Source organism: Paracoccaceae bacterium Fryx2, assembly GCA_032334235.1.
Classification (GTDB): domain Bacteria; phylum Pseudomonadota; class Alphaproteobacteria; order Rhodobacterales; family Rhodobacteraceae; genus JAVSGI01.
In genome coordinates, this window is sequence record JAVSGI010000003.1 from 328,513 (window position 1) to 355,434 (window position 26,922).

A 26,922-nucleotide genomic window follows, 5' to 3' on the forward strand; every position below is an offset into this window, starting at 1 on the left:
CGCGAACCTCGTTCCCGATCAGAACGAGGTTCGTCCAAGGATTCCGATCCGGCCACTGGCATCCCCGAGCCTATCCAGCGTTTCGCAGATCCGGTACGAACACCCGCTTTGCTCCGCCGCGCTGCGCTGAGGGTAGTCGGATCAGCGTTGCCATGGCATCGGCAAGCTTGTTCGATACAGGTTCGCCTTCTACCTGTTGTTCGAGAAACCAGTCCAAAAGGCACTCCTTCTTTCCCTGGTTCTCAGCAGTGAGCCCGAAATGCATGATCGCGGCCTGCATCAGGTCGAGATAGGGCGTGCTGTAAAGCGATTCCGGCATCTGCACCGGCACGGCAGGCAGCACGAAATCTGGCCAGATCGCCTTGACCATGAAGCGCGGCATGCGGATATCGATGAACTCCCAGTCCCGCGCTGTCAGGCCCCATAACGAATACTTGCCCTCTCGCCACTGCTCGGGCCGGATGCTGGTGTGATAGCCTGAATGCAGCCCGAACCCACTGAAGTTCCCTTGGGCCCAGCTGGTGCGTTCTTCTGTGTGGCGACCCTGTGCAATCAGATCGCCGTCGCGCAGGGCGACCAGTAACTCGGTCTGACCCTCCGCCTTCCATACGACTGTCGGATCCTGCGGTGGGTTCCATTGCTCATGCGCCGGCTTGGGCTTCGGTGGTTGTTTGGCGACCTCGTTTGCGTGTCGCGCGACTGTCACGTTCTGCACATGGGACAGCGCTTCGGAATAATCCCATTGCGTACGATCAAGTGTTTTCATCGACATCGGCAGCCTCGTGACTCGGATAGGGGACTTCGAACATAAGACGAACATCCATCTCGCTCAAGCCGTTTCGATCATGAGGGTGGAACCGTTCCACCCTTTCCGGCAGGGCGAGGGTTGACCCGTTCCGAGGTCGCGCCGGGCGGCGAAATCCTGCACCGATGGGCCATGATGTTTGATCCCAGCCCCCTCCGCCGCCCCAATCCCCTACCACCCGACCAGATGACCGCCGCCGAGCGCCGCGCCGAACTCTGCGGGCTGCTGGCGCTCGGCCTGCGCCGTTTGCATATCCGAGACGCGGCCCAACTCTCTGACGCAAATGGAGAAAGTTCGCTACACTGTCCGCCCGACCAATGGCCTCGTGCAACTCCAACTCACCGGAGACACGCATGACCAATCCCATCCCCGCGCGCCTGGCCGCGCTGAAGACCACCCCAACGCCGGGCCTGAAACAGCAATGGCGCGACTTGTTCGCCACCGAGCCGCCACCGTTCAATCGCAGGTATCTCGAAAGCCGACTGGCCTACCGCATCCAGGAACTGACCTACGGCGGGCTCAAGCCCGAGACGATCCGGCGGCTGGAAATGCTTGGGGAACAGCTGGATGGCGGCAATGTCGTCACTCGCCGCATCCGCAGCAACCTGAAGCCCATGGCCGGAACCCGGCTGATCCGGGAATACCAAGGCATCGAGCAGGTCGTGACCGTATTGCGGGACGGCTTCGAATGGCAGGGGCGGCCCTACCGCTCGCTGTCGGCCATCGCGCGCGCCATCACCGGCACCCGCTGGAACGGCTGGGTGTTCTTCGGCCTCAAGAGCAACAGGGGGATGGCATGAGCAAACCCGCACAACCGGACAAGCTGATCCGGAAACTGCGCTGCGCCATCTACACCCGGAAATCCTCCGAGGAAGGTCTGGAGCAGGAATTCAACAGCCTGCATGCCCAGCGCGAGGCCTGCGAAGCTTACATCGCCAGCCAGCGGTCCGAGGGTTGGGTGCTGGTGCGCGACCAGTACGACGACGGCGGCGTCTCGGGCGGCACGCTGGAACGCCCGGGCCTGAAACGGCTGCTCGCCGACATCGAAGACGGGCTGGTCGATGTGGTCGCCGTCTACAAGATCGACCGGCTGTCGCGCTCGCTGATGGATTTCTCCAAGCTGGTCGAGGTGTTCGACCGCAATGGTGTGACCTTCGTTTCCGTGACCCAGTCGTTCAATACCACCACGTCCATGGGGCGGCTGACACTGAACATACTTCTGTCTTTCGCCCAGTTCGAACGCGAGGTGACGTCCGAACGCATCCGCGACAAGGTCCGCGCCAGCCGGATGAAGGGGATGTGGATGGGTGGTTGCCCACCGCTAGGATATGTCGTGAGAGACCGGAAACTGGTGGAAAACCCCGCCGATGCCGCGCACGTCCGCTGGGTCTTCGCCCGCTTCATCGAGATCGGCTCGGGCACCGAACTGGCGCGCGAACTGGCCGGGCGCGGGGTTACCACCGCTCGCGGCCACCGCATCGACAAGAAGTTCATCTACCGGATGCTGAACAACCGGGTCTACATCGGCGAGGCCGTGCACAAGGGCACCAGCTATCCCGGCGAACACGCGGCGATCATCGACCGCGCGACATGGGACAAGGTGCACAGCATCCTGACCGAAAGCCCGCGCAAGCGCGCTGCCCGCACCCGGGCCGACACGCCCGCGCTGCTGAAGGGGCTGGTCTACGGCCCGGACGGCGCGGCCTTCTCGCCAACCCACACCCGCAAGGGCAGCAGGCTCTACCGCTACTACGTCAGCCAGACGGTGCTGAAGCACGGTGCCGGATCGTGTCCCATCGGTCGCGTCCCTGCAAGCGAGATTGAGGCGGCAGTCATTGACCAGTTGCGCGCCGTGTTCCGCCAGCCGGAGATCATCGCGGGCACATGGAAGGCGGCGCGGGTGCAGGACGGTGGAATCACCGATGTCGAAACCCGTGAAGCCCTGACCCGCCTCGACCCGCTATGGGATGAGTTGTTCCCCGCCGAACAGGCCCGTATCGTGGCGCTGCTGGTCGAGCGGGTCGACATCGGCACCGAGGGAATGAACGTCCGGCTGCGAATGGACGGGCTGGCCGGGCTGGCGCGCGAAATGATCCCCGATGTTGGAGAGGCTGCATGACCCGCGCGAAGGCAATCCCCGAGACCATCACCATCCACGTCCCGTTCCGCATCGTGAAGCGCGGCGGGCGCAAGGAGATGATCCTGCCGCCCGGCGCACGTGAGCCCCGCCAGACCGACGATACGCTTGTCAAGGCTCTGGCGCGGGCGTTTCGGTGGAAGCGAATGTTGGACTCGGGCGAGTATGCAACGATCGCCGAGTTGGCCCAGCGCGAGCGGATCGCGGCACCGTTTCTGACGCGGACAATGCGGCTTGCACAGCTGGCACCGGATCTGGTCGAGGCGATTCTGGACGGTCGACAGCCACGAGGGCTCACGCTGGAGGCGCTGCGTAGCCCGCTGCCATCTGACTGGGCAGGGCAGAGACAGGCCTTGGTCGCTTCCGAACCCCAGCGCGAAGGATAACCCGGGCTCATCGCAGCCGGTGTGTCTTGGGGCCCCACGGCCAGCTGATCCCCCATGTTCGGGGCATGCCGCGCCATCCACGCGTGGCAATCCTGCCTGCGCCGCAGGGGCATGGCACACCTGCGAAAGCCATTCGAGGCGGCCTTCGAGCATCTCCGAAAGATGTAATGTCGCATTGCTGTTCGACGCCAGTCGTGCGCTCGATGCGAATGGTTTTGCAAACGCCATCATTCCGGGCAAGGAGGATTTTCTTTGTTTTCCAGTGCGTTGTTGCTCTGAACCGGAATGGGCGCGGTTAACAGGTCCGGAGAATATCGGCCCGGAGAGAACACTTTCGGGCCTCGCGCCACCGACCCCGGTTAACAGCCCCTCCCGCATAACCCTCGAAAACAACGGAAAAATCCGGCCTCAGCCGGATCGGGAGAAACTTTCCTCAAGGGCAACTGGCGGACAGAGAGGGATTCGAACCCTCGAGACGGTTCCCCGCCTACACACTTTCCAGGCGTGCGCCTTCGACCACTCGGCCACCTGTCCGTGGACGGGTGTTTAGCCTGCAAGGCGGGGCGGTTGCAAGGGGGGCGCGTGGGGAAATCGGCGGGGGTCAGTCGATGAGGGTCAGGGTGACGCGGCGGTTCTGGCGGCCCTTCTTCTCGATGCGGCCGATCTCGACCCGGCCGATCTCGCCGGTGCGGGCGACGTGGGTGCCACCGCAGGGTTGCAGGTCGACCTGGCCCGTCCCCTGCCCGATCCGCACCAGCCGCACGCGGCCCTGGCCGACAGGCGGCATCACCGACAGGGTCTTGACCAGCCCGGGGTTCGCCTGCAGGTCGGCATCGGTGATCCAGTCCTCGGTCACCGCCAGATCGCGGTCGATCAGCGCGGCGAGGGCGGCGTTCAGCGCGGCGATGTCGGCGGGCGGCTCGGGCATGTCGAAATCCAGCCGACCGCGCCCGGCGCCGATCTGGCCGCCGGTCACCGGCAGCGGGATCACCACCGACAGCAGGTGCAGCGCGGTGTGGACGCGCATGTGGCGATGCCTGCGGTCCCAGTCCAGCACCTGCCGCACCAGCGATCCGACCGGCGGCATCGGCACCGGCTCGGCCGGCACCAGCGCGACCCGGCCGCCTTCGGCCTTCACCGCCGTGGCAATGGCGATGCGGCCGCCGTCCCAGGCCAGCGTGCCGCTGTCGCCGGGCTGGCCGCCGCCGGTGGGGTAGAACAGCGTCGAGTCGAGCACGATGCCGCCCTCGGCGGTGTGGCCGGACACGCGGGCCTCGGCCTCGCGCAGATACGGGTCGTCACGGAACAGGAGGCGGGTCATGGGCGCGGGTCTTCGCTGTCGGAGGGATGGACATGGTCGGGAATGTCGGAGGGGTCGCGGTCCTGCGGCAGGGCCGGGCTTTCATCGGCGGGGGGCATCGCGGCCGGGTTGACCTGCACCACCCCGCGCAGCACCTCGGGGTTGCGCAGCCAGATGTCGCGCTGCGCGAAGGGCATGTCGATGCCTTCCTGCTCGAACCGGCGGGCGATCTGATGGTTGATCTCGGACCTGACCGACAGCGAGAAGTTCACGTCGCGCAGGATCACCCGTATCTCGAAGTTCATCGAATCCGCGCCGAACCCCATGAAGGCCACCATTGGCGGCGGGTTCAGCACGGCCAGCGGCTGCGCCTCGACGATCTCGCGCAGCACGCGCTCGACCTTGCGGGTCTCGCTGCCGTAGGCCACGCCGACCGGCACCGTCAGGCGACCCGACAGGTTGAACCGGGTCCAGTTCGTCACCCGCCCCGAAATCAGGTCGGCATTCGGCACGATCACGTCGTTGCGGTCGAAGGTCTGGATGCGGGTCGAGCGGACCGAGATCGCCTTGACGATGCCCTGCACGCCACCGACCTCGATCCAGTCGCCCTCGGACACCGGGCGCTCGATCAGCAGGATGATGCCCGACACGAAGTTCGACACGATGTTCTGCAACCCGAAGCCGATGCCCAGCGACAGCGCACCGGCAACGATGGCCAGCCCCGACAGGTCGATGCCCGCGAAATTTATGGCAACCAGCCCGGCAAGGAAGATGCCGATGTAGCCGACGCCAGCCACCACGGCGTTCTGCCCGCCGTGATCGAGGCTGGTCTTGGGCAGGATGGAGGCTTTCAGCGCCCCCTGGAACAGCCGCGTCAGCATGTAGCCGAAGGCGAACACCACGGCGAAGGCCAGAAAGTCGGTCGGCGAAATGCGGGTTTCGCCCAGTTGAAAGCCCTCGCGGAATCGGGTCCACATCTCGGTGATGTCGGCCATCCGCGCGCCCCAGACCAGCGCGAACAGCGGCAGCGTCGCCAGCGTCAGGACGAACCCCGCCAGCACCGGCACGAGCGCCTCGCGGCTGCCGGTATCGTCGTCGCGGTGCATCGCCAGCGCATAGACGTCGCTGATCAGTTGCTGCAGGATGACCAGCAGCGCCACCAGCCCCAGCGAGACCGCCGCCGGATAGACCAGCGCAGCCGCCGCCGAGACATATCCCACCGCCGCCAGAACCGGCCCGACGGTGCCGATCAGAACCGCGCCCTGCCCCAGCAGGCCGATCAGCCGGTTGCGGTAGCCGACGGGCTCGCCCGGCGTGGTGTCGGCAACGACATGGCGGCGCAGCAACTGGCCCAGCCGCACCAGCAGGAGCCCCGCCACCACCAGGATCGGAAAGGTCACCACCGCGGTCGCGGCATCGCCGGTCATCGCCGGGTCGAACACCACCCGGCGCAGCGCGTCGATGCCCAGAAGCAGCCCGAAGGAAAAGGCATGGATCCGGCCTTCCGCCCGCCGCTCGGGCGTCAGGCGCAACAGCGGGTCCGCCTGGCCGTTCCGCGGAAAGACCTGCCCGCCCAGCCAGTTGGCCGCGAATACCACGAACCCGATGGCGGGAAGCTGCTCGGCAACCACCGTGCCGAGGCTGCCAAGCATCCCGCTGCGCTGCAACGCCGTCGCCAGCGCCACCACCCCCAGCGTCGGGATCACCATCTGCCCCAGCGACACCAGCAGCGCCAGGACCGTCTGCCCCCGCACCGAGGCGCGCGACTGCAGCCGTTCGGTCAGCATTTCCATCCAGTGCCGCCCGCGCCAGATCAGCACCAGCGCGAACACCAGCAGCAGCAGGGTCAGCGGCAGGTTGTCGTAAAGTTCCTGCCGGGCATCCGCGCGATTCCATTGCGTCGCCGTTTCCGTCCACAGCCCCATCGCGCCATCCGACAGCGCCGAAAGCGCAGTCGGCCAGTTGGCCGGATTGATCGGCGCGGGCCATAGCCGCAGGAACTCGTCTGCCTGCCGTTCGCGCAGCACGCGGTCCACCTCGCGGATCAGCCCGTCGGCACGGCTGTAGGCCTCTTCGGCCGCGATGCCGGGGGCCTGGAGCTTGACCAGCTGATCGTTCAGCTCCTTGCGGCGGTCAGCGATCTCGCGCGCCTCGGTCACGCCTTCGGTGGGCGGCGGGCCAAGGGCCGCGATCTGGGTGCGCAGCGTGGCGATGCGGGTGGAATTCGCGCTCTGCGCCCCCAGCAGGGCCTCGCGCCACTCAACCAGCTGGGCACGCTGCTGTTCCAGCGCGACATTGGTGCTGTCCCTGTCGGTCAGCGCCTTTTCGGCGCGCGTCGCCTGCTTTTCCCAGGCGGCATAGTCCAGCGCCTGCGGTTCCGCAGTCTGCGCCAACCCGGCTCCGGTCAGCCACAGCGCCAGCAGCAGCAGCAGCAGCCCGCGCAGCACCAACCGCAACGGATCTGGCAACCGCCCGGATTGCGACATGCGGCCCGCCGCTCTCATGCTTCGCTGTAGACTTCAGGAATCGACAACGGCCCGCGGTCCAGCCAGGCGGGCACCGGCAGCCCCTTCTCCTTCAGGAAGACGGGATTGTAGAGCTTGGACTGGTAGCGGCTGCCGTAGTCGCACAGGATGGTGACGATGGTATGCCCCGGCCCCATCTCGCGCGCCATGCGGATCGCCCCGGCGATGTTGATCCCGGTCGATCCGCCCATGCACAGCCCCTCCTCGGCCAGAAGGTCGAACACGATCGGCAAAGCCTCGGCATCGGGGATGCGATAGCTGAAATCGGGCGTGAAGCCCTCAAGGTTGGCGGTGATGCGGCCCTGCCCGATGCCTTCGGTGATCGACGAGCCGGGCGCGTCGAGCCTGCCCGTGGTGTAGAAGGCATGGAGCGCCGCGCCCTCGGGGTCGGCCAGTCCGATCTTGACACCCCGGGGCTGCAACGCCATCGAGACGCCCGCCAGCGTGCCGCCGGACCCGACCGCGCAGATGAACCCGTCCACCCCGCCCTGCGTCTGGTCCCAGATTTCCGGACCGGTGGTCTCGACATGCGCCTGCCGGTTGGCGACGTTGTCGAACTGGTTGGCCCAGATCGCGCCATTGGGCTCGGTGCGCGCCAAAGCCTCGGCCAGCCGCCCGGAATAGCGCACATAGTTGTTGGGGTTCTTGTAGGGCGCGGCCGGGACCTGCACCAGTTCGGCGCCCGCCAGCCGCAGCATGTCCTTCTTTTCCTGGCTCTGGGTCTCGGGGATCACGATCACCGTGCGGAACCCCATCGACGCGCCCACCAGCGCCAGCCCGATGCCGGTGTTGCCCGCCGTGCCCTCGACGATCGTGCCGCCGGGTTTCAACTCACCGCGCGCCACCGCATCGCGGATGATGTAAAGGGCTGCGCGGTCCTTGACCGACTGGCCGGGGTTGAGGAACTCGGCCTTGCCCAGAATCTCGCATCCGGTCGCCTCGCTGGCCTTGTTCAGGCGGATGAGGGGAGTCTTGCCGACCGCTTCGGCCAGATCGCTGTAGATACGCATGGGCGGTTCCTTCCTGTCTGACCTCAAGTTTTACGGGCGCGGAACCCGGAACTCAAGCACCCGCCCCCCCGCCGCCCTGCGCGCGGGCAGAAATATCCGGCCACCGTCGGCGAAACCGCGCCGGGCAAGAACGGAATTTTCGTAGAAAATTCGTTGTCCGCCCTCAGCGGCGGCGCAGCCGGGGCCGCTCGCGCTGCAACCACAGCGCAGACAGGATCAGCGGCGCCACCGCCGCCTCCCCCGAGGCGACCAGCGCCATCAGCGCCTCGAAGCCGACCAGATGCCCGCGGATGTCCTCGGCCTCGCCCTCCACTCCGAAGATGCCCGCCGCCCCGTCCGGCAGATCGGTGAGCGCGACGTAGGAATACAGGAACTCGCTCTTCGCCCCCGGTGAAGGGTAGTAGCTTGCCACCAGTTCCAGTGCATCCAGCACCAGCCCGGCTTCTTCGCGGGCCTCGCGCCGCACCGCTTCCTCGGGCGTCTCGCCCGGGTCGATCCGCCCGGCGATCGCCTCCAGCATCCAGGGCTGCCGATCCCCGCGCGCCAGCGGTGCGGCACGGAACTGCTCGACCAGCAGCACGCGATCGCGCACCGGGTCATAGGGCAGCACCGTCACCGCATCGCCGGAAATGAACACCGCCCGGTTGACCTCCGGGCTCAGGCTGCCGTCGAAGCGGCGAAACCGCAGGTCGTATTCCTCGACCGCGAAGAACCTGGCATAGGGCTGGTGCTGCGCCGCGATCACCACATCGCCCGGCCGTGCCGAATGGCGCAGCAGCGTCGGCGCAGGCCGGGTCTCGGCCCGGACCCTGCTTGCCCCGCGCACCAGCATCTGGCCATAGCGCGCCAGCACCTCTTGCGGCGGGCGCCGCCCGTAAAGCGCCATGAAGGCGTCGGCGGTGGCCACCACCGTCTCGCCCCAGACCGCCTGCCAGTCCGCAAGAGACCATGGCGCGGCGGCGACCCAATGCCCCGGATCGGGAAAATACACCCGCGCCGACGTGGCCGCACCGCCCGCCTCCACCGCAAGATCGCGCGTGTGGTAGGCAAAGCCGCCCTCGTAGAAATCCAGCCGTGCCACATCCTCGGCCGTCATGCCGGTGACGAGCACGCCCTCGGCCCGCCCGCCCGCATCTTCCACGATCAGCGGAAAGGCCCCGCCGTCGGCCCAGTGCACCGCATGTCCGTCAAGCCGCGCAGGCCGGGCCGCGACATTCCGCCCCAGCACGACGCGCAGCAACGGCGCATGGCACAGCGTGCCGTAAAAGAAGAAATCCGCCATGATGTCAGCGCCAGCGCTTTCCGGCCCATTCGGCCATGGCGCCGCCCAGCGCGCCCCCCAGCAGCAGGCAGCCCACCACGGGCGGCGTCAGCATCAGCTGGCCATATTCCAGCATCAGCCCGAGACCGCCGGTCAGCGCCTCCATCGGCCCGTCATAGCGCATCCTGGTCGAGCGGTTCACCATCTCCAGCAGCGAAAAGCCCAGCAGCGCCCAGAACGCGATGGTGACCGAAGTCCGCACCCCGAAGCCCAGCGCCTGCCCGTAGCCCCGGCCCGTCAGCTTGCCCATCACCACCCAGCCGCAGATCGCCCCCAGCCCGGCGCAGATCAGGCTGAACGGGCCGAACCGGGTGCCTTCCGGCATGGCAGGCTTGAACAGTTCGGCCGCGAGAAAGGCCACCGCCGCAAAGGCGATGGCGGCGAAAAGCTTGGCGGCTGTCGGCATGGCGAACCTTCGTGGCGGGCCTTCGCGGCGGGTCAGACTTGCGGTCGGGTGACGGTGATCTGCGTCACGTCGCAGTTACCGCCCCGAAACGCGCCTGCGCAAGAGGTCAGGTAGAAATTCCACATGCGGCGGAACCTGTCGTCAAAGCCCATGCCCGCCACTTCATCCCAGCGGGCGTTGAAGGTGTCGTGCCAGCGCCGCAGGGTCTGGCTGTAGCTGTCGCCGAACTCGATCGAGCCGCGCAGCAGCAGGCCCGAGCGTTCGACCTCGGCGCGCAGCGCGGTCGGCGAGGGCAACATGCCGCCGGGGAAGATGTGCTTCTGGATGAAATCGACCCCGCGCCGGTAGATCTCGAACCGCTTGTCCTGCACGGTGATGATCTGCAGCGTTGCGTGCCGCCCCGGCTTCAGCCGTTCGCGCAGCGTGTCGAAATACACCGGCCAGTATTTTTCGCCCACCGCCTCGAACATCTCGATCGAGGCCACGCCATCATATTGCCCGCGCTCGTCGCGGTAGTCCTGCAGCTTTATCTCGACCAGATCGGACAGGCCGGCCTTCGCGATGCGCTCCACCGCGAAGTCGTGCTGCGCGTTGCTGATCGTCAGCCCGGTGATCCTCAGCCCGCGCTCCTTGGCGGCATATTCGGCAAACCCGCCCCAGCCGCAACCGATCTCCAGCACATGATCGCCGGGTTTGGCGCCCATCTGATCGACCATGCTGGCATATTTCAGGATCTGCGCATGTTCCAGGCTTTCCTGCCCGGTCTCGAACTTGGCCGAGGAATAGGTCATCGTCTCGTCCAGCCACAGCTGGTAGAAATCGTTGCCCAGATCGTAGTGGTGCGCGATGTTCCTGCGGGCCTGACGGCGCGAGTTGCCGCGCAGCCAATGGCGCGCATTCTCGAAGGCGCGCAGCAGCTTCATGCCGGGGAAGCCGTCGTAGATGCCGTCATTGTCGGCATGGACCAGATCCATGAAGGCCTGCAGGTCGGGGGTGGACCACCAGCCTTCCAGATAGGCGTCGCAAAAGCCCAGGTCGCCCTCGCGGATCAGCCGGGCAAAGATGTCGGGGTTGTGAATCTCCAGCACCGCGACCGGGCCGGGGGCACGGCCTTCGGCGCGGAAGGTGCGGCCGTCGTCAAGCACGAAGTCCAGCTGCCCGTGCTGCATGTCGCGCGCCACGTCGAACACGTTCGCGAAATAGCGCGGCAAACCGTGCTGGCCCTTTGTCGTTGTAAGCACTGTCTTCATCTTTCCCCCGGGATGTGGTCCCTGTTGTGTTGTCGTGGTGGCCCGCAGGCTCATTTGTGTCGTGCGGCATAGGCCGCAAGTGCCCGGTCCCGTCCTTCGGCAAGGCCGATGCGCGGGGCGGGATAGGGTGCAGCCGGGTCGAGGCCCCAGGCCAGCGGCACGGCGTCAAAATAGGAAAGCGCCTCCGGTCCGGGGTTGCGCGACGCTTCGGCGATGTAGCGGCGGCGATAGAGCGACTGCGGGTCGAACTTTTCCGCCTGCGTCGCCGGGTTGAAGATGCGGAAATAGGGCGAGGCATCGGGGCCGGACCCGGCCGCCCATTGCCAGCCCATCGCATTCGACGCCGGATCCCAGTCGGTCAGGCAATCGGCAAACCAGTCGAGACCCACCCGCCAGTCGGTCAGCAGGTGCTTGGTCAGGTAGCTGGCCACGATCATCCGGCCGCGGTTGTGCATCGTGCCGGTGACATACATCTCGCGCATCGCGGCATCGACGAAAGGCTCGCCGGTCATGCCGCGCCGCCAGGCCTCGGCATCGGCATTGTCGCCGCGCCAGGGAAAGGCGTCCCAGTCCTCGCGCCAGTTGCGCCGCGTGATGTGCGGCGTGTGGTGCAGCAGATGGTAGGCAAACTCACGCCAGACCAGTTCCTTGAGGAAGACCTCGGCCCCGGCCCGGCCCTCGTGCAGGGCGCGCAGTCCGCCATGCCAGACCCTCCGCGGCCCGATCTCGCCATAGGTCAGGTTCTCGGACAGGCGCGAGGTGCCCGCCACGCCCGGCAGATCGCGCGCCGCCGCGTAGTCCTGCACCGGCCCGTCGAGGAAGGCCGCAAGCCGCGCCTGCGCCGCAGCCTCGCCCACTGCGACATGGGCCGCCACAACCCCGGCGCCGCGCCGCATGGCCCTGCCCAGATGCCAGTCCTCCAGCCGGTCGGACGCGGGCCAGGCGTCGGGTGTCCGCAGCGTGGCGGGAACGCCGACCGGCACGGGCACGTCGCGCTGCTTCACCGCGTTCCAGAACGGCGTGTAGACCCGGTAGAAACCGCCCTGCCCCGTCGCCACGTCCCAGGGCTCGTGCAGCAGGTGGCCCGCATGGCTGACCGCCTCGCCGCCGTCCGCCCGAAGTGCTGCCTTCATCACCCGGTCGCGCGCGGTCGCCTGCGGGTCGTACAGCCGGTTCCAGTGCACCCCCGCGCCGCCCAGATCGGCACACAGCGCCTGAACCACCTCCAGCGCCGGGCCGCGCCGCAGGATCAGCCGCAGGCCCCGCGCCTCCAGCGACCTGGAAAAGACGGCAAGACCGAGCCCCAGCCGCCACAGCGCCGCAGCTCCCAGCGCCTCGGTTTCGGGATCGAGGATGAACAGCGGCAGCAAGGGACGCCCCGTCGCCGCGGCCTCAGCCAGCATCGGGTTGTCATCCAGCCGCAGGTCGCGCCGGAACCACAGGATCAGGGGAGTGTTCGTCATGCTTGCCGGGAAATCCACCATTGATCGTTCTACGCACGGCCCTTGCCGCCGGATCACTTTGCGGCGCAGCGATCCTCGAAAGCCGCATTGCCACGGATCGGGGCACGAATCCCGAATTTTCTACGAAAATTCGCCTGCCCTCAAACACTTTCCGGCATTGGCGGGCCAGCCGGTTCGCGAATTTTCGTAGAAAATTCGGGCGCGCGGGCGGCGGGGTCATGCGCCAGCCTCGGGCGCCAGCAACGCGAGGAACCGCGTCTCGCCCTCGACCACAAAACGCAGCATCCGGTCGGCCGCCGCGAGGGCGTCGCCCTGCCGGAAGCAGGCCAGCAGGTCCTGCTGCCCGCGCAGGATCACCGCCTGCGAGGCGCTGTCGCGCATCGTGGCCAGGCGCACCGCCTGCACCTGCGCCAGATAGCGGCGGATGGTTTCCTGCAGGCTGCGGTTCGGCACCGCCGAGAGCCAGCCATCGCGAAACGCCACGCTGGCGCGAAAGAACAGGCCGATGTCGCCGTCGTCCACCGCCCGTCGTGCATCGGCCACCGCCGTCTCCAGCCGCGCCAGGCCCGCCGCATCCAGCGCCTGCGCCGCACCTGCCGCGGCGCGGGGTTCCAGCAGGCGGCGGATCTCGAACACTTCCAGCACTTCGGCCGGGCTCGGCGTCGGGATCATGAAGCCCCGCGTGGTCGGCACCAGATAGCCTTCATGCGCCAGCCGCATCAGCGCATCGCGCACCGGCATCCGCGACACGCCGAGTTCGGCCGCAAGGGTAGTATCCACCAGCCGGTCGCCGCGTCCGATCTCGCCGCGCTGGATGCGCCCGATCGTCAGGTCATAGATCCGGTCCCGGTGGCTGCGGCGGGCGGATTCGGCAGAGTGTGACGGCATGAGGGGCACTTTCGGTCGATTTTCGCATACGATACTGGCACGACCCCGCCCGAGGAAAGGCAGCAATTCCGGCAGTATCGCGTAAAATCGCGGAATCCTCGCGGTTTCGACTTCCTTCAAGATCAAAATAGTTCTTGAAAAGTATACGGTATCTGACAGCCTTTCCCCAGCCCCGACCGCGACGATTCCCGCGGGAACGGGGACCACCCAGCAGGAGGACTGACGCATGACACTGACCAGACGCGCCGTATTCGGGCTCGTGGCGGGATTGATGACGCTGAGCCTGACACCTGTCGCCCAGGCGGCGGACGCGCTGCGCGTCGGGGCCTACCCCGCCAACCCGCCGTGGCAGAACAAGACCGAAACAGGCAGCTTCGAGGGCTTCGAGGTCGACATCGTCAACGAGATCGCCAGGCGCATGGGCACCACCGCCGAGATCGAGGGGCTGGATTTCAAGGCGCTGTTCGTGGCTTCGGCCTCGGGGCGGGTGGACATGGTGATCTCGTCGCTGACCATCACCGACGAACGGCTGGAAAGCCAGTCCTTCACCCAGCCCTATTTCCTCGGCGCGCTGGGGGTCGGGGTCAAGGACGGGTCGGGCATCACCGATCTGGCCGGGCTGAAGGGCAGGACCATCGGCTCCATCGCCACCTCCTTCCCGGAAACCTGGCTGAAGGAACGCGCGGCCGAGCTCGGCTATGCCGGATACAAGAGCTACGACACCACCACCAACATGCTGACAGACCTGCAGAACGGCCGGATCGACGCCGCGGTGAACGACATCGTCGGCCTGCGCTACGCCTTCACCATGATACCCGGCCTGACGGTCGCGACCGAAATCGTGACCGGCGAGAAGTTCGCGATGATGATGCCGAAGGGGTCCGACAAGCTGGAAGCGGTGAATGCCATCATCTCCGAGATGAAATCCGATGGCACCATGGCGGCCATTCATGAGAAATGGCTGGGCGTGGCCCCTGCGGCCGACAGCCTGACCGTGACGCCCCTGCCGGTTCCGACCTCGGCCGACTGACCCTGAACCGGGGGGCAGCCCCCTGCCCCCCCACCTGCCGGAGCAGAGCATGACCGTTGCCTACCTTGCCAGCACGCGGATCGACGCGCCGCTGTCCTTTGTCTGGACGCATCTGACCGATGCGCGCCGCGTCGGGCGCTGGGCGCTGGGCAGCATGGATTTTCAGCCCGCCGGGCCGGGCCTCTGGCGGGGGCAGTCGCTGTTCGACGGGTCGGAAGCGATCGTCGAGGTGCGGCCGCACCGGGCGCTGGGGCTGATCGACTATCATGTCGGCACGCTGGAGGCGCGGGTGCCGCGCGTCTCGATCCGGGCGGTGGCGGGCGGGGACTGGGGGCAGGACGCGGGCTGCACCCTGGCCGCGATGAGCACCTGGCGCGCGGGCTGGATGGACGATGCCCGCTGGGCACGCACCTGCACCACGCACGATCTGGAAGTGCTGCTGTTCAAGGCGCAGATCGAAACCGACCTGGCGGCGCAATGACACCGCAGGCGCTGCGGGCCGGGTTCCGGGCGGGGGCGGTGGCGCAGACCGCCGCCCTTGCCCCCGGGTTTCAGCAGGCCAACATCGCCATCCTGCCGCAAGGCCATGCCGATGCCTTCGCGGCGTTCCTGCACGCCAACCCCGCCGCCTGCCCGCTGCTGGCGCGCGGCCTGCCGGGCGATCCGGGGCTGCCCGCGCTGGGGGCGGGGATCGACATCCGCCGCGACCTGCCGCGCTACCGGGTGTTCCGGAGCGGCGTGGCGGCCGAGATGCCGACCGACGTTGCCGACCTCTGGCGCGACGATCTGGTGGTGTTTGCCGTCGGCTGCTCGCTGGGGTTCGAGGCCGATCTGGTGCGCGCCGGCGTCACCCTGCGCTGCCATGCGCCGGGGATCAGTTGCTCGGCCTTCGACACCACGCGGCCGAACCGGCCTGCGGGGTTGTTCGGCGGCAATCTGGTCGTTTCGATGCGGGCGATCCGCAGCGATCAGGTGGCGCTGGCGACCGCGGTCACCCGCGCCCATCCCGATGCCCACGGCGCGCCGGTCCATGCGGGCGACCCGGCGGCGCTGGGGGTGGATCTTGCCCGCCCGATCGACGGTCTCGGGCTGACCGACATTCTTTCCGGCGAAACCCCGGTGTTCTGGGCCTGCGGCGTCACGATGGAACGGGCCATCGCCTCGGCCCGGCTGCCCTTCGCCATCACCCATGCGCCGGGCCACATGCTGATCACCGACCGCCCGGCGCGGCGTTTCGAAGGGGCAAGCGATGGAAGTCTTTGACATCTTCTTCAACTGGTCGGTGATGCAGCGCGCCTTTCCGATCCTGCTGCTGGGGCTGGCCAACACGCTGATGCTGGGCACGACGGCGATCATCTTCGGCGGTCTGCTGGGCGTGGTGATCTGCCTGATCCGGCTTTACGCCTGGCGGCCGTTCCGCCTGCTGGCGGTGATCTACACCGACCTGATGCGCGCGCTGCCGGTGCTGGTGGTGCTGATCCTGATCTATTATGCCCTGCCCTTTGTCGGCATCGTGTTTTCCAGCTTTGTCGCCGCCGCCATCGCGCTGTCGGCGGTGCTGGGGGCCTATACCGCCGAGGTGGTGCGGGCAGGCATCCAGGCGGTCCCGAAGGGCCAGTTCGAGGCGGCCTCTGCGCTGGGCCTTGGGTTCTGGACCACGATGCGCAAGGTGGTGCTGCCGCAGGCGATCCGCATCGTGATTCCGCCCCATGCGTCGAACTGCGTCTCGATCATCAAGGACACGTCGCTGGCCTCGGTGGTGGCGATGACCGACCTGCTGAAACAGGCGACCGACGCGCAGGCGCTGTTCGCCAACCCGACGCCGCTGATCGGGGCGGCGCTGATCTATGTCGCGATCCTGTGGCCCGCCGTGCGCTTCACCGGCTGGCTGGAAACCCGGCTGCAGCGGGCCTATGTCCGCTGATCGGCCCCAAACCGGAATGAATGATGACCAACGACAGTTCTGCGGGCGATGGCTACCTGCTGTATCACTCGATCGGCCAATACCCCGGCAAGGCGGCCGAGATGGCCGCCGCCATGGCCGGATTTGCCGCCGTCTGGGGCGCCAATGACGATGCGCAATGGGGCTATGCGCTGGGCAGGCGGCAGGGCTTCATCGACCGCTGGCGCGCGATCCTGAATGCGCCCGAAGGATCGCTGACCACGACCGAAAATGTCACCGCCGCGCTGCACGCGCTGGTTTCGGCCCTGCCCGAGGGGGTGCTGAAGGGCCGTCGGGTGCTGGTGGCGGGCGACTGCTTTCCGTCGAACCATTTCCTGCTGACGGCGATGGCCGGCAGGCTGGGCTTCACGCTCGACACCGTGCCGATGCGGCAGGGCGCGGCCTGGGTCGAGGACGAGGACATGATCGCCCGCTGGGGCCCCGATGTCGGCCTTGCGCTGATCACTTGGGTCAGTTCGACCTCGTCGCACCGGGTGGACCTGGATGCGCTGGTGGCGCATGGCCGCGCCATGGGCAGCGTCATAGGGGTCGACATCACGCAGGCTGCGGGGCTTCTGCCGTTCGACGTGACCGATCCGGCGGTGGATTTCGCCATTTCCACCAGCCTGAAATGGATGTGCGGCACGCCCGGCGCGGGCATCCTGCAGGTGGCACCCGCGCTGATCGCCGCCTGCCGGCCCGAGTTGTGCGGCTGGTTCAGCCAGGAAAACCCGTTCTCCTGGGCGCTGGACCGCTTTGCCTATGCCCCCGACATCCGCCGCTTCGACCACGGCACGCCCGGCGTGATGGCGGCGGCGGCGTCACTTCCGGCGCTTGAATGGCACGCGCGCCAGGACAAGGCGGCGCTTCTGGCGCACAATCGCGCACTGACCGCGCGGGTGATCGAGGCCGCCGACGATCTGGGCCTGACCCTGCTGACCCCGCGCGCCCCCGAACGGCGCGGCGGCAGCCTGATGCTCCGGCTGGGCACCGGGGCCGACCCGCAGGCCGTGCTGGCGGGATTGCGCGCGCAGGGGCTGTTTGCCGATGCGCGCGGCCAGATCCTGCGCGTCTCGCCGGGGGCGGTGACCACCGACGCGGGCATCACCCGGCTGATCACGGCGCTGGAAAGCCTTGGCCGCGCGCCGTGATCGGGGCCCGCGGCGGATCAGAGCGCAGGCGGGCGTTCGTTCTCTGCGATCAGGGCGGCGCCCGAGGCATCGACCTCGTGGCACCAGACCTGGAAGTTCGCCAGATAATGCGGCCCGAAGCTGTGGATCAGCGGCACGTCGGCGGCATCGCGGCCATGCGAGACCTTGGTGCGGCCGATCCGCGGGATGTTGTTGCGCGGATCGAAGGTCATCCAGCGCCCGCCGATGTAAACCTCGATCCAGGCCGAGAAATCCATCGGATTGACGATCGGCACGCCGATGTCGCCCAGATAGCCGTTCACATAGCGCGCGGGCAGGTTCATGCAGCGGCAAAGCGCAATTCCCAGATGCGCAAAGTCCCGGCACACGCCGATGCGCTCGTTGTAGGCGTCCAGCGCCGTGCGCGTCACCCGTGCGTCCATGTAGCCGAAGCGGATGTGATTGTGGACGAAATCGCAGATCGCCTGCACCCGGCCCCAGCCCGGCGGGATATGGCCGAACAGATCCCAGGCGGTCTGGCTCAACTGGTCGGTTTCGCAATAGCGGCTGCCCAGCAGATAGATCAGCACATCGTCGGGAAGATCTGCGATCGGGGTTTCCACCGCCGCCAGATCGGCCGGGTCGCGCATCCCGTCATCGGCGACGATGCCGTCGCCGGTGATGCGGAACGCTCCCGCCGGGGCCACGAAGCGGCGGCAGGTGTTGCCGAACAGGTCGTGGTAAAGCCGCGTCGGCACCTGCGGATACGTCGCCACGGTTTCCGGCGCGACCAGTGCGCCGCGGCGTTCGTCGCGCAGCGCCAGCAGGCAGACCATTGGCGTATCCTGGCCGCAGGTCACCGTGATGTCATATCCGAACCTGATGAGCATGGGGTCTGCTTTCACTGAAAATTGGGCCTCCCTCAGGATTGGGGGAGACGGGGGGCGGCCGCAACCCGGCGAAGGTTGCGCGCCTGTCCATTCCGGCGCACCTGCACGGAAATAGGACGAAACGCCCGATTTCGGGCGGTCGGCGAAAACAGCGTCTCAGGTGCGGCGCAGGCGGATCACCACATCGACCCGCGAGATCAGGGTGCCTTCAGGCGCTTGCGGCAGGCGGCAGATCTCCAGCTGATCGTTGGGCGCGTCGGTCAGTTCGGCGCTGTCTTCCCAGTAGAAATGCGGGTGATCGTCCATCCTGGTGTCAAAGTAGCTTCTGGACCCGTCGACCACCACTTCCTGCATCAGCCCCGCCTCGCAGAAGGCGCGCAGGGTGTTGTAGACGGTGGCAAGGCTGACCGGCTCGCCGCTCTGGCCGCTGGCGGCGTGCAGGCTTTCGGCGGTGACGTGGCGGTCCTTGCCGTCGCCGACCAGCAGCGCCGCCAACGAAAGCCGCTGCCGCGTCGGACGCAGGTCGCCGCGCATCAGCCAGTCTGTCGCCCGCACTGTCGCCGTCTGATCCATGCCCAAGTCCATAATGGGCACCTCTATAAATTGCCCCATCCCCCGCACTTCGGTATGGTGAGACAGTGAACTGGCATTGGGGATGCAACGATGGCGCAGATGGGTTTTTTCGATCTTTCGGACCGTTACGCGAGCCTCGATGCCAAAAGGGATCCGCTGGTCGAAATTGATGCCGTCGTGCCGTGGGAGGAGTTTCGTCCGGCTCTTGAGCGGGTCTGGCGCAAGCCTGTTGCGGATCGCAAGTCCCGCGCGGGGCGCAAGCCGATAGATGCGGTGCTGATGTTCAAGACGCTGGTTCTGAGCGCGCTTTACAACCTGTCGGATGATCAGATCGAATATCAGGTCCGCGACCGGCTTTCCTTTATGCGCTTCCTGGGGTTGGGCCTTGGTGACCGGGTGCCCGACGCCAAGACGGTGTGGCTGTATCGCGATGCGCTGGCGCAGGCCGGCAAGGTGGAGGAGTTGTTCGGGTTGTTTGACGGTCATTTGGCGCGGCGGGGCTACATTGCGCGCGGCGGTCAGATCCTGGACGCCTCCATCGTGCCGGTGCCGCGCAATCACAACACGCGCGATGAAAACGCAACGATCAAGAAGGGCGAGGTCCCCGAGGATTGGGCTGATAAGCCAGCGAAACGGGTGCAAAAGGATGTGGACGCACGTTGGACGAAAAAGCACGGCAAGAGCCACTACGGCTACAAGAACCATGTGAATGTGGACCGCACGCATAAGCTGGTCCGGCGCTACCACGTCACCGACGCCGCTGTGCATGACAGCCAGGCAGTGGATCATCTGCTGATGCAGGGCAACACCGGGTCTGGCGTGTGGGCGGATGCTGCTTATCGGTCCGAGGAGATGGAGGCCAAACTCCGCGCCTTAAAACTGAAAAGCCACATCCACCGCAAGGGCAATCGGGGCAAGCCGCTGACCGACCAGGCCAAGGGCAGCAACCGCACCAAATCCACCGTGCGGGTCCGGGTTGAGCACATCTTCGGCGCGCAGGCCAACGACATGGGCGGCACCCTGGTGCGCACCATCGGCTTGGTGCGGGCGAAGGCCAAAGTCGGCATGAAGAATCTCCGCCTACAACATGCGCCGCCTCGGCCAACTGGGTCGCATCAACCCGCACCCAGCCTGAAAACGGTCGGCCAAGGACGCAGATCGCCCCGCGCATCGCTAAAAACGGCCCTGAACCGAAGGTCCGCGAGGCGAAATGGGCGGCAGATCATAAAAACCAAGGCAACAATCGGTCAGCTGAAGGTCGCTGCCGCGCTTCGGGCAGAACCTGCTATGCCGTTGCCGCGAAAACAGTCAAAAATCGAGGTGCCCTAATGTTCATCATCGTGCAATATATGGCGCTGTGGCGGGCGTTTTCAAACGAAAACGCGCGACGGGTCGCCCGAGGCAGGTCGATTTCGCCCGCCCGCCTGTGCAGAGGTGCCGCAGGAGCGCGGACCGGGGCCGCCCTTGCCACCACTCCGATGCCGGTGTTACAGGGAAGAAAGATTGCGTGAACGGGGGGACGCGAAGTCATGACGGCATATCCGACCAGCTTCGACAAGGAAGGGCTGCTGAAATGCGCCCGGGGCGAATTGTTCGGCCCCGGCAACGCCCAGCTTCCCGAACCGCCGATGCTGATGATGGACCGCATCACCGATATTTCCGCCGATGGCGGCGCGCATGGCAAGGGCCATGTGGTTGCCGAATTCGACATCACGCCCGACCTGTGGTTCTTCAAGTGCCATTTCCCCGGCAACCCGGTGATGCCCGGCTGCCTCGGGCTCGATGGCCTGTGGCAGCTGACCGGCTTCAACCTCGGCTGGCGCGGCTGGCAGGGCCAGGGATTCGCGCTGGGCGTGGGCGAGGTGCAGCTCAAGGGCATGGTCACCCCCGCCCGCACCATGATCCGCTATTTCGTCGATTTCACCCGCGTCATCGACCGCCGCCTGAAGATGGGCGTCGCCGATGGCCGCGTTGAGGCCGACGGCGAAGTGATCTATCTTGTCAAGGACATGAAAGTCGGGTTGGCCGCTGCCGCGACCACCTGACCCTGCACGAAGGAGAGCGCCATGCGCCGCGTCGTCATCACCGGAATCGGCATCATCTCGTCCATCGGCAATACGGCCGCCGAAGTCGAGGCCAGCCTGCGGGCGGGCCGTTCGGGCATCGTCGCCGCGCCGACCTATACCGAACACGGCTTTCGCAGCCAGGTCCACGGCATGCCGCAGATCGTGCTGGAAGACCACATCGACAAGCGCGACCTGCGCTTCATGGGTCCGGGGGCGGCCTACAACTTTCTGGCCATGCAGCAGGCCGTCGCGGATTCGGGGCTGGAACCGGGCGACGTGTCGAACGACCGTTCGGGTCTGATCATGGGGTCGGGCGGGCCGTCCACGTCGAACTTCTTCAAGGCGTTCGAGACGGTGATCGAAAAGGGCGCGCCGAAGAAGATGGGGCCGTTCATGGTGACGCGCTGCATGTCCTCGACCAACTCTGCCTGCCTTGCCACGCCGTTCAAGATCAAGGGCGTGAACTATTCCATCACCTCGGCCTGCTCCACCTCGGCCCATTGCATCGGCAACGGGGTCGAACTGATCCAGATGGGCAAGCAGGACATCGTCTTTGCCGGCGGCGGCGAGGAACTGGACTGGACGCTGTCATGCCTGTTCGACGCGATGGGCGCCATGTCATCGAAATACAACGACACGCCGCAGACCGCGAGCCGCGCCTTCGACGCGACGCGCGACGGTTTCGTGATCGCGGGCGGCGGCGGCGTGGTGGTGCTGGAAGAACTGTCGCACGCCCTGGCGCGCGGCGCGAAGATCTACGCCGAAGTCACCGGCTACGGTGCCACCTCTGACGGTCACGACATGGTGGCCCCTTCCGGCGAGGGTGGCGAGCGTTCGATGCGTCTGGCCATTGGCACCCTGCCCGAAGGCCGCCGGATCAGCTATATCAACGCCCACGGCACCTCGACCGTCGCGGGCGACGTGACCGAGGTCAAGGCGGTGCGCCGGGTTTTCGGCGAAGGCTCCACCCCGCCGATTTCCTCGACCAAGTCGCTGACCGGGCATAGCCTGGGTGCGACCGGCGTGCACGAGGCCATCTACAGCCTGCTGATGCTGCAGGGCAGCTTCATCGCAGCCTCGGCCAACATCACGCAACTGGACCCCGAAATTCACCCCGACGAAATTGCGACCACCCTGCGTGAAGGGGTGGAGCTTGATTCGGTGCTGTCCAACAGCTTCGGGTTCGGCGGCACCAATGCCACGCTCGTCATGAGCAAATTCCAGAACTGAGGTTGATTGCATGGCCGATCTGATGAAGGGCAAGCGCGGGCTTGTGATGGGCGTCGCGAATGAGCGGTCGATTGCCTGGGGCATTGCGAAGGCCATGGCCGGGGAAGGCGCCGAACTGGCCTTTTCGTATCAGGGCGAGGCGTTCGGGCGGCGGGTCGAACCGCTGGCCGCCAGCCTCGGCGCATCGCTGCTGATCGATGTCGACGTGACCAAGGACGAATCTCTCGACGCCTGCTTCGCCCGGCTGAAGGATGAATGGGGCACGCTGGATTTCGTGGTCCATGCCATCGCCTTTTCCGACAAGGCGGAACTGGCGGGGCGGTTCATCAACACCAGCAAGGTGAACTTCAAGAACTCGCTGACGATTTCCTGCTTTTCCTTCATCGACATCGCGCGGCGCGCGTCCGAAATGATGCCCGATGGCGGCACGCTGCTGACGCTGACATTCCAGGGCTCGAACCGGGTCACGCCCTTCTACAACGTGATGGGGGTGGCCAAGGCGGCGCTGGAATCCTCGGTGCGCTATCTGGCCAATGACCTCGGGCCGCAGAACATCCGGGTCAACGCCATTTCCCCCGGCCCGATGAAGACGCTGGCCGGTGCCGCGATTGCCGGCGCGCGCCAGACCTTCCGCCAGACCGAGGCGAACGCGCCGCTGCGCCGCAACGGCACGCTGGAAACCGTGGGCGGCACGGCGGTCTATCTCGCCTCGGATTACGGTGCCTGCACCACGGGCGAGATTGTCCGGGTCGATGGCGGGTATCATGTGCTGGGGATGCCGCAGCACGAGAACCTCTAGCCGCAATTCCTGTTGCCAAGCCGCTGATGTCTGGCAGGCTGGTCGCACCAACAGGAGGTGCGGCCATGTCACAGATGATTTTAGTCAACCTTCCGGTGTCGAACCTGGAACGCGGGAAGGCGTTCTATCAGGCACTCGGCTTCGCGCTCGACCTGCGGTTCAGCGATGACACCGCCTGCTGCGTGGTGATTTCCGACACGATCTTCCTGATGATCCTGATGCACGAGCGGTTTCAGGGATTCTCGCCCCTGCCACGCGCCGACACCACGAAGACCACCGCAGCCCTGATCTGCCTGTCACGCGACGACCGGGCCGCCGTCGATGCGATCACCGAAGCAGCCCTTGGGGCGGGCGGGTCAGAGCCCAAACCCGCGACGGATCTGGGCTTCATGTATTCGCGCACTTTCATGGACCCGGACGGCAACGTGTTCGAACCGCTGTGGATGGACCTGTCAGCCGCCGAACAGGCCGCCGAACCACCGCCGGGCTGACACCTTCAGGCCGGGCGCACCGGCGTCATGATGCCCAGCGCCGCGCCGGTCGGGTCGGAGATAATGGCAATGCGCCCCACCTCGGGCACGCTGAACACGTCCTTGATCACCGCGCCCCCGGCCGCCAGGGTCGCCGCCACCGCCGCCTCCACGTCATCCACCGCGATGTAGGTGAACCAGTGCGGCGGCAGTTCATCCATGCCGGGCAGGTCGGTCATGTCCATGATCCCGGCAACAGGGCGCCCCTCGCGGCTGGCCACCATATAGGCGCCCCCCTCCATCGGCATGTCGGCAAAGGTCCATCCCGCCACGCTGCCGTAATAGGCGGTGGCCGCCTCGGGCTCGCGGGTCATCAGTTCCGACCACCAGATCATTCCGTGCGTGTCGCTCATCACAGCCTCCGTTGCAGGATGGCCTGCGGCTAGCCGCCACAGGCCGTTTGATTTCGGCCCATCCTGCCACGATTCGCGACCCCGGTGCAGGGTGCGCGCTGTCTCATCCGGCAGGCTGGCTCCGCCGGGGGCGCCGTTGTCCGGGGGCGCGGCGCGGCCTGCCACCCGCGCGCCTGCAAGCCGTCGCCATTCCCGCCGGCGCGCGCTAGAACCCATGGCACCCCTCCCGAAAGCGCGCCGATGACCGACTCCCCTTCCCCGACGCCGACCCGCAGTTTCCGCGCCCGCTGGGCGGCGCTGCGCAACATCGGCCCGTTTCTGGTGATGGTCTGGCGTGCCAGCCCCGGCCTGACGCTGGCGACGGTCGTATTGCGGCTGGTGCGCGCCGTGCTGCCGGTGGCGGCGCTGTGGATCGCCAAGCTGATCATCGACGAGGTGATCCGTCTGTCGGCCCTGCCCGCCCACCCCGCCACGATGGAGGGGTGGTGGACCAGCGGTCTGGCCGAGGGGCTGATGGTGCTGGTGGCGGCCGAACTGGGGCTGGCGGTGCTGTCGGACCTGCTGCTGCGGGCGGTGGGGCTGGTGGATACGCTGCTGGCCGAACGGCTGACCATGACCTCGTCGATCCGCCTGATGGACCATGCGGCGACGCTCGATCTGGAAGATTTCGAGGATGCCGCCTTTCAGGACCGGCTGGAACGCGCCCGCCGTCAGGCCAGCGGGCGGATGACGCTGATGGGGCTGCTGCTCAAACAGATGCAGGATCTGGTCACCGTCGCGACGCTGGGGGCGGGGCTGGTGATCTACAACCCGTGGCTGATCGTTCTCTTGCTGCTGTCGCTGATCCCGGCCTTTCTGGGCGAGGCGCATTTCAACGCGCAGACCTACACGCTCGATTTCCGCCGCACCCCGGAACGGCGCGAGCTTGACTATGTGCGCCAGACGGCAGCCAGCGTCGAAACTGCGAAAGAGATCAAGATCTTCGGCCTCAGCCGCTTCCTGACCGACCGTTACCGCACCCTGTCGCTCAGCTTCTACGCCGCCAACCGCAAGATCGCACGGGCCCGCGCGTTGTGGGGGGCGCTGTTCACCGGGGTCGGCACGCTGGGCTATTATCTCGCCTATGTCTGGATCATCGGGCGCACCCTGACCGGGGTGCTGACCATCGGTGACCTGACGTTTCTCGCGGGTTCGTTCCTGCGGCTGCGCGGGCTGCTGGAAGGGCTGCTGACCAGCTTTTCCTCGACCGCCGCGCAGGCGCTCTATCTCGATGACCTGTTCGATTTCTTCCGCGTCGCGCCGGAAATCCAGTCGCCGCCCGACCCGCTGCCGATGCCCCGCCCGATCCGGCAGGGCTTCGTGTTCGAGGATGTCGGCTTCCGCTATCCCGGCGCCGAACGCTGGGCGGTGCGGCACCTGAGCTTTACCCTGAACGCGGGCGAAACGCTGGCGCTGGTGGGCGAGAATGGCGCGGGCAAGACCACGCTGGTCAAGCTTCTGGCCCGGCTTTACGACCCCGACGAGGGGCGCATCCTTCTCGATGGCCACGACCTGCGGTCCTATGATGTCGATGCGCTGCGCGGGGCGATGGGGGTGATCTTTCAGGATTTCGTGCGCTACAACATGTCGGCGGGCGACAACATCGCGGTCGGCCGGATCGAGGCGCGGGGCGATGCCGACCGCATCCGCACCGCCGCCGAACGCAGTCTGGCCGACCGGGTGATTGCCGGTCTGCCGCGCGGATATGACCAGATGATCGGCAAACGGTTCCAGAACGGGGTCGAGCTTTCGGGCGGCGAGTGGCAGAAGATCGCCATCGCCCGCGCCTACATGCGCGACGCCGAGGTGCTTATTCTGGATGAACCCACCGCCGCCCTCGATGCCCGCTCGGAGTTCGAGGTGTTCCAGAGGTTCAAGGATCTGACCCATGGCAAGACCGCCGTGCTGATCTCGCACCGGTTCTCATCCGTGCGGATGGCGGACCGGATTCTGGTACTGGCGGGCGGCCGGGTCGAGGCCGAAGGCACCCACGAGGCGCTCTTGGCGCAAAACGGGCGCTATGCCGACCTGTTCGAATTGCAGGCGGCGGGCTATCGCTGAACGGGTGGAGCGGGTGAAGGGAATCGAACCCTCGTCATAAGATTGGAAATCTTCTGCTCTGCCATTGAGCTACACCCGCGACGCCCCCGGTATAATCAGCAGCCGGGGGGCTTGCAAGGGTCAGGCGGGCAAGGGCGCGATCAGGTCGGCGCCTTCGGCCCGGTTGGAGTTGACCTTCGGGTCCACCCGGTGCGCCTGCAATACCCCTGCCGCCGTGGCGTGCATCAGCGGTGCCGCACCATGCCCGGCCTCGCCCAGCCACAGCGGCCAGTCGGCGGGCTCGACCAGCACCGGCTCGCGGTGGTGGATCGTCATGCCCGGCCCGGCGTCGGTGGTGATCATGGCGCAGGTGTCGAGCGCCTGCCCGTCGCGTTCCCAATGCTGCCAAAGGCCCGCGAAGGCGATCGGCGCACCATCGCTGCGGGCGAAATACCACGGCAGGCGCGCGCCGTCCGGCCCCGCGTTCCACTCATAAAACCCGCTGGCCGGGATCAGACAACGCCGCGAGCGGATCGCCTCGCGGAAGGCGGGCTTGACCGCGACGGTATCGGCGCGGGCGTTGATGATCAGCGGGCCGTCGGTCGGCGTCTTGTACCAGACCGGCAGCAGGCCCCAGCGCATCGCCCGCAACCGCCGCCCGCCCTCGTCATGCGTGACGACCGCCACGGGTTGCGTCGGGCAGATATTGTAACGCGGCACCGGCGGCAGGTCGTTGCCCGGAACCGCATCGAACAGCCGCGCCATCGCCTCGTCGGGATGGGTGATGGTGAAGCGCCCGCACATAGCGC

Annotated in this window: 26 protein-coding genes, 2 tRNA genes and 1 pseudogene; 14 read left to right on the forward strand and 15 right to left on the reverse strand. The window is 66.8% G+C overall.

Annotated elements, in window-relative coordinates:
• Positions 1 to 70 precede the first annotated feature (70 nt).
• Positions 71 to 772, reverse strand: a complete 702-nt coding sequence (locus tag RNZ50_02625) for a hypothetical protein (GenBank protein ID MDT8853942.1) — start codon at positions 770 to 772, stop codon at positions 71 to 73.
• A gap of 386 nt (positions 773 to 1,158) precedes the next feature.
• Here RNZ50_02625 and RNZ50_02630 point away from each other — a divergent pair, with 386 nt between their 5' ends.
• Genes RNZ50_02630 through RNZ50_02640 form a run of 3 tightly spaced genes read left to right on the forward strand, consistent with a single transcriptional unit; the run spans position 1,159 to position 3,328 of the window.
• Positions 1,159 to 1,605: a DUF2924 domain-containing protein gene (locus tag RNZ50_02630; protein ID MDT8853943.1), complete on the forward strand. Its 447-nt coding sequence runs from the start codon at positions 1,159 to 1,161 to the stop codon at positions 1,603 to 1,605.
• Positions 1,602 to 2,924 carry a recombinase family protein gene (locus RNZ50_02635; GenBank protein MDT8853944.1) on the forward strand — a complete coding sequence of 441 codons (1,323 nt, stop codon included), beginning with the start codon at positions 1,602 to 1,604 and terminating at the stop codon, positions 2,922 to 2,924. The genes RNZ50_02630 and RNZ50_02635 overlap by 4 nt, the downstream gene beginning before the upstream one ends.
• Entirely contained in the window at positions 2,921 to 3,328 is a 408-nt protein-coding gene (locus tag RNZ50_02640) for a hypothetical protein (GenBank protein MDT8853945.1), read from the forward strand. Before RNZ50_02635 ends, RNZ50_02640 begins: the two co-directional genes overlap by 4 nt.
• Positions 3,329 to 3,772: 444 nt before the next feature.
• On the opposite strand, the gene RNZ50_02645 is transcribed toward RNZ50_02640, so the two are convergent.
• From RNZ50_02645 to RNZ50_02685, 9 genes are all read right to left on the reverse strand, one after another.
• A tRNA-Ser gene (locus RNZ50_02645) sits at positions 3,773 to 3,862 on the reverse strand.
• Between the two features lie 67 nt (positions 3,863 to 3,929).
• Positions 3,930 to 4,649: an alanyl-tRNA editing protein gene (locus RNZ50_02650; GenBank protein ID MDT8853946.1), complete on the reverse strand. Its 720-nt coding sequence runs from the start codon at positions 4,647 to 4,649 to the stop codon at positions 3,930 to 3,932.
• Positions 4,646 to 7,114 (reverse strand): DUF3772 domain-containing protein, encoded by a 2,469-nt coding sequence (locus RNZ50_02655; GenBank protein MDT8853947.1) that lies wholly within the window; start codon positions 7,112 to 7,114, stop codon positions 4,646 to 4,648. Before RNZ50_02655 ends, RNZ50_02650 begins: the two co-directional genes overlap by 4 nt.
• A 14-nt stretch (positions 7,115 to 7,128) precedes the next feature.
• Positions 7,129 to 8,163: a cysteine synthase A gene (locus RNZ50_02660; protein MDT8853948.1), complete on the reverse strand. Its 1,035-nt coding sequence runs from the start codon at positions 8,161 to 8,163 to the stop codon at positions 7,129 to 7,131.
• Positions 8,164 to 8,326: 163 nt separating this feature from the next.
• Positions 8,327 to 9,445 (reverse strand): gamma-glutamylcyclotransferase, encoded by a 1,119-nt coding sequence (locus tag RNZ50_02665; GenBank protein ID MDT8853949.1) that lies wholly within the window; start codon positions 9,443 to 9,445, stop codon positions 8,327 to 8,329.
• 4 nt (positions 9,446 to 9,449) lie between these two features.
• Entirely contained in the window at positions 9,450 to 9,890 is a 441-nt protein-coding gene (locus tag RNZ50_02670) for a TrgA family protein (protein ID MDT8853950.1), read from the reverse strand.
• Positions 9,891 to 9,922: 32 nt separating this feature from the next.
• Positions 9,923 to 11,140 (reverse strand): cyclopropane-fatty-acyl-phospholipid synthase family protein, encoded by a 1,218-nt coding sequence (locus RNZ50_02675; protein MDT8853951.1) that lies wholly within the window; start codon positions 11,138 to 11,140, stop codon positions 9,923 to 9,925.
• Between the two features lie 50 nt (positions 11,141 to 11,190).
• Positions 11,191 to 12,603 carry a deoxyribodipyrimidine photo-lyase gene (locus tag RNZ50_02680; protein ID MDT8853952.1) on the reverse strand — a complete coding sequence of 471 codons (1,413 nt, stop codon included), beginning with the start codon at positions 12,601 to 12,603 and terminating at the stop codon, positions 11,191 to 11,193.
• Between the two features lie 216 nt (positions 12,604 to 12,819).
• On the reverse strand, positions 12,820 to 13,491 hold the full coding sequence (locus tag RNZ50_02685) for a GntR family transcriptional regulator (protein ID MDT8853953.1): 672 nt from the start codon (positions 13,489 to 13,491) through the stop codon (positions 12,820 to 12,822).
• 226 nt (positions 13,492 to 13,717) lie between these two features.
• On the opposite strand from RNZ50_02685, the gene RNZ50_02690 reads away from it, so the two are divergent.
• The 5 genes from RNZ50_02690 to RNZ50_02710 are packed head-to-tail and all read left to right on the forward strand — an operon-like array spanning position 13,718 to position 17,614.
• Positions 13,718 to 14,521, forward strand: a complete 804-nt coding sequence (locus RNZ50_02690) for an ABC transporter substrate-binding protein (protein ID MDT8853954.1) — start codon at positions 13,718 to 13,720, stop codon at positions 14,519 to 14,521.
• Between the two features lie 49 nt (positions 14,522 to 14,570).
• Complete coding sequence (locus RNZ50_02695) at positions 14,571 to 15,002, forward strand: hypothetical protein (GenBank protein MDT8853955.1); 432 nt, start codon at positions 14,571 to 14,573, stop codon at positions 15,000 to 15,002.
• Positions 14,999 to 15,784 (forward strand): DUF1445 domain-containing protein, encoded by a 786-nt coding sequence (locus RNZ50_02700; protein ID MDT8853956.1) that lies wholly within the window; start codon positions 14,999 to 15,001, stop codon positions 15,782 to 15,784. The genes RNZ50_02695 and RNZ50_02700 overlap by 4 nt, the downstream gene beginning before the upstream one ends.
• Entirely contained in the window at positions 15,771 to 16,445 is a 675-nt protein-coding gene (locus RNZ50_02705) for an amino acid ABC transporter permease (GenBank protein MDT8853957.1), read from the forward strand. Before RNZ50_02700 ends, RNZ50_02705 begins: the two co-directional genes overlap by 14 nt.
• A 23-nt stretch (positions 16,446 to 16,468) precedes the next feature.
• Positions 16,469 to 17,614 (forward strand): aminotransferase class V-fold PLP-dependent enzyme, encoded by a 1,146-nt coding sequence (locus tag RNZ50_02710; GenBank protein ID MDT8853958.1) that lies wholly within the window; start codon positions 16,469 to 16,471, stop codon positions 17,612 to 17,614.
• Between the two features lie 17 nt (positions 17,615 to 17,631).
• Here RNZ50_02710 and RNZ50_02715 read toward each other — a convergent pair whose 3' ends face one another.
• Together RNZ50_02715 and RNZ50_02720 are read right to left on the reverse strand one after the other, a co-directional pair.
• Positions 17,632 to 18,483, reverse strand: a complete 852-nt coding sequence (locus tag RNZ50_02715; protein MDT8853959.1) for a transglutaminase family protein — start codon at positions 18,481 to 18,483, stop codon at positions 17,632 to 17,634.
• A gap of 156 nt (positions 18,484 to 18,639) precedes the next feature.
• Positions 18,640 to 19,056: a transcriptional repressor gene (locus tag RNZ50_02720; GenBank protein MDT8853960.1), complete on the reverse strand. Its 417-nt coding sequence runs from the start codon at positions 19,054 to 19,056 to the stop codon at positions 18,640 to 18,642.
• Positions 19,057 to 19,146: 90 nt separating this feature from the next.
• On the opposite strand from RNZ50_02720, the pseudogene RNZ50_02725 reads away from it, so the two are divergent.
• From RNZ50_02725 to RNZ50_02745, 5 genes and pseudogenes are all read left to right on the forward strand, one after another.
• Positions 19,147 to 20,191, forward strand: a pseudogene (locus RNZ50_02725) (IS5 family transposase).
• A 394-nt stretch (positions 20,192 to 20,585) separates the two neighbouring features.
• On the forward strand, positions 20,586 to 21,101 hold the full coding sequence (fabA, locus tag RNZ50_02730; protein MDT8853961.1) for a bifunctional 3-hydroxydecanoyl-ACP dehydratase/trans-2-decenoyl-ACP isomerase: 516 nt from the start codon (positions 20,586 to 20,588) through the stop codon (positions 21,099 to 21,101).
• Positions 21,102 to 21,122: 21 nt separating this feature from the next.
• Positions 21,123 to 22,352 (forward strand): beta-ketoacyl-ACP synthase I, encoded by a 1,230-nt coding sequence (gene fabB / locus RNZ50_02735; GenBank protein MDT8853962.1) that lies wholly within the window; start codon positions 21,123 to 21,125, stop codon positions 22,350 to 22,352.
• Between the two features lie 10 nt (positions 22,353 to 22,362).
• Positions 22,363 to 23,151, forward strand: a complete 789-nt coding sequence (locus tag RNZ50_02740) for an SDR family oxidoreductase (protein MDT8853963.1) — start codon at positions 22,363 to 22,365, stop codon at positions 23,149 to 23,151.
• A 65-nt stretch (positions 23,152 to 23,216) separates the two neighbouring features.
• Positions 23,217 to 23,642, forward strand: a complete 426-nt coding sequence (locus tag RNZ50_02745; GenBank protein ID MDT8853964.1) for a lactoylglutathione lyase — start codon at positions 23,217 to 23,219, stop codon at positions 23,640 to 23,642.
• A gap of 5 nt (positions 23,643 to 23,647) precedes the next feature.
• Here RNZ50_02745 and RNZ50_02750 read toward each other — a convergent pair whose 3' ends face one another.
• On the reverse strand, positions 23,648 to 24,034 hold the full coding sequence (locus tag RNZ50_02750; protein ID MDT8853965.1) for a VOC family protein: 387 nt from the start codon (positions 24,032 to 24,034) through the stop codon (positions 23,648 to 23,650).
• A 240-nt stretch (positions 24,035 to 24,274) separates the two neighbouring features.
• On the opposite strand from RNZ50_02750, the gene RNZ50_02755 reads away from it, so the two are divergent.
• Positions 24,275 to 26,134: an ABC transporter ATP-binding protein gene (locus RNZ50_02755; protein ID MDT8853966.1), complete on the forward strand. Its 1,860-nt coding sequence runs from the start codon at positions 24,275 to 24,277 to the stop codon at positions 26,132 to 26,134.
• Positions 26,135 to 26,139: 5 nt separating this feature from the next.
• On the opposite strand, the gene RNZ50_02760 is transcribed toward RNZ50_02755, so the two are convergent.
• Together RNZ50_02760 and RNZ50_02765 are read right to left on the reverse strand one after the other, a co-directional pair.
• Positions 26,140 to 26,213, reverse strand: a tRNA-Gly gene (locus tag RNZ50_02760).
• 41 nt (positions 26,214 to 26,254) lie between these two features.
• Positions 26,255 to 26,917, reverse strand: coding sequence for an SOS response-associated peptidase (locus tag RNZ50_02765; GenBank protein MDT8853967.1), 663 nt, complete (start codon positions 26,915 to 26,917; stop codon positions 26,255 to 26,257).
• Positions 26,918 to 26,922: the final 5 nt, after the last annotated feature.

Coding starts and splice junctions, on each gene's coding strand:
- RNZ50_02625 (MDT8853942.1), bottom strand. CDS start 772: ATGTCGATGAAAACACTTGATCGTACGCAATGGGATTATTCCGAAGCG.
- RNZ50_02630 (MDT8853943.1), top strand. CDS start 1,159: ATGACCAATCCCATCCCCGCGCGCCTGGCCGCGCTGAAGACCACCCCA.
- RNZ50_02635 (MDT8853944.1), top strand. CDS start 1,602: ATGAGCAAACCCGCACAACCGGACAAGCTGATCCGGAAACTGCGCTGC.
- RNZ50_02640 (MDT8853945.1), top strand. CDS start 2,921: ATGACCCGCGCGAAGGCAATCCCCGAGACCATCACCATCCACGTCCCG.
- RNZ50_02650 (MDT8853946.1), bottom strand. CDS start 4,649: ATGACCCGCCTCCTGTTCCGTGACGACCCGTATCTGCGCGAGGCCGAG.
- RNZ50_02655 (MDT8853947.1), bottom strand. CDS start 7,114: ATGTCGCAATCCGGGCGGTTGCCAGATCCGTTGCGGTTGGTGCTGCGC.
- RNZ50_02660 (MDT8853948.1), bottom strand. CDS start 8,163: ATGCGTATCTACAGCGATCTGGCCGAAGCGGTCGGCAAGACTCCCCTC.
- RNZ50_02665 (MDT8853949.1), bottom strand. CDS start 9,445: ATGGCGGATTTCTTCTTTTACGGCACGCTGTGCCATGCGCCGTTGCTG.
- RNZ50_02670 (MDT8853950.1), bottom strand. CDS start 9,890: ATGCCGACAGCCGCCAAGCTTTTCGCCGCCATCGCCTTTGCGGCGGTG.
- RNZ50_02675 (MDT8853951.1), bottom strand. CDS start 11,140: ATGAAGACAGTGCTTACAACGACAAAGGGCCAGCACGGTTTGCCGCGC.
- RNZ50_02680 (MDT8853952.1), bottom strand. CDS start 12,603: ATGACGAACACTCCCCTGATCCTGTGGTTCCGGCGCGACCTGCGGCTG.
- RNZ50_02685 (MDT8853953.1), bottom strand. CDS start 13,491: ATGCCGTCACACTCTGCCGAATCCGCCCGCCGCAGCCACCGGGACCGG.
- RNZ50_02690 (MDT8853954.1), top strand. CDS start 13,718: ATGACACTGACCAGACGCGCCGTATTCGGGCTCGTGGCGGGATTGATG.
- RNZ50_02695 (MDT8853955.1), top strand. CDS start 14,571: ATGACCGTTGCCTACCTTGCCAGCACGCGGATCGACGCGCCGCTGTCC.
- RNZ50_02700 (MDT8853956.1), top strand. CDS start 14,999: ATGACACCGCAGGCGCTGCGGGCCGGGTTCCGGGCGGGGGCGGTGGCG.
- RNZ50_02705 (MDT8853957.1), top strand. CDS start 15,771: ATGGAAGTCTTTGACATCTTCTTCAACTGGTCGGTGATGCAGCGCGCC.
- RNZ50_02710 (MDT8853958.1), top strand. CDS start 16,469: ATGACCAACGACAGTTCTGCGGGCGATGGCTACCTGCTGTATCACTCG.
- RNZ50_02715 (MDT8853959.1), bottom strand. CDS start 18,483: ATGCTCATCAGGTTCGGATATGACATCACGGTGACCTGCGGCCAGGAT.
- RNZ50_02720 (MDT8853960.1), bottom strand. CDS start 19,056: ATGGATCAGACGGCGACAGTGCGGGCGACAGACTGGCTGATGCGCGGC.
- fabA (MDT8853961.1), top strand. CDS start 20,586: ATGACGGCATATCCGACCAGCTTCGACAAGGAAGGGCTGCTGAAATGC.
- fabB (MDT8853962.1), top strand. CDS start 21,123: ATGCGCCGCGTCGTCATCACCGGAATCGGCATCATCTCGTCCATCGGC.
- RNZ50_02740 (MDT8853963.1), top strand. CDS start 22,363: ATGGCCGATCTGATGAAGGGCAAGCGCGGGCTTGTGATGGGCGTCGCG.
- RNZ50_02745 (MDT8853964.1), top strand. CDS start 23,217: ATGTCACAGATGATTTTAGTCAACCTTCCGGTGTCGAACCTGGAACGC.
- RNZ50_02750 (MDT8853965.1), bottom strand. CDS start 24,034: ATGAGCGACACGCACGGAATGATCTGGTGGTCGGAACTGATGACCCGC.
- RNZ50_02755 (MDT8853966.1), top strand. CDS start 24,275: ATGACCGACTCCCCTTCCCCGACGCCGACCCGCAGTTTCCGCGCCCGC.
- RNZ50_02765 (MDT8853967.1), bottom strand. CDS start 26,917: ATGTGCGGGCGCTTCACCATCACCCATCCCGACGAGGCGATGGCGCGG.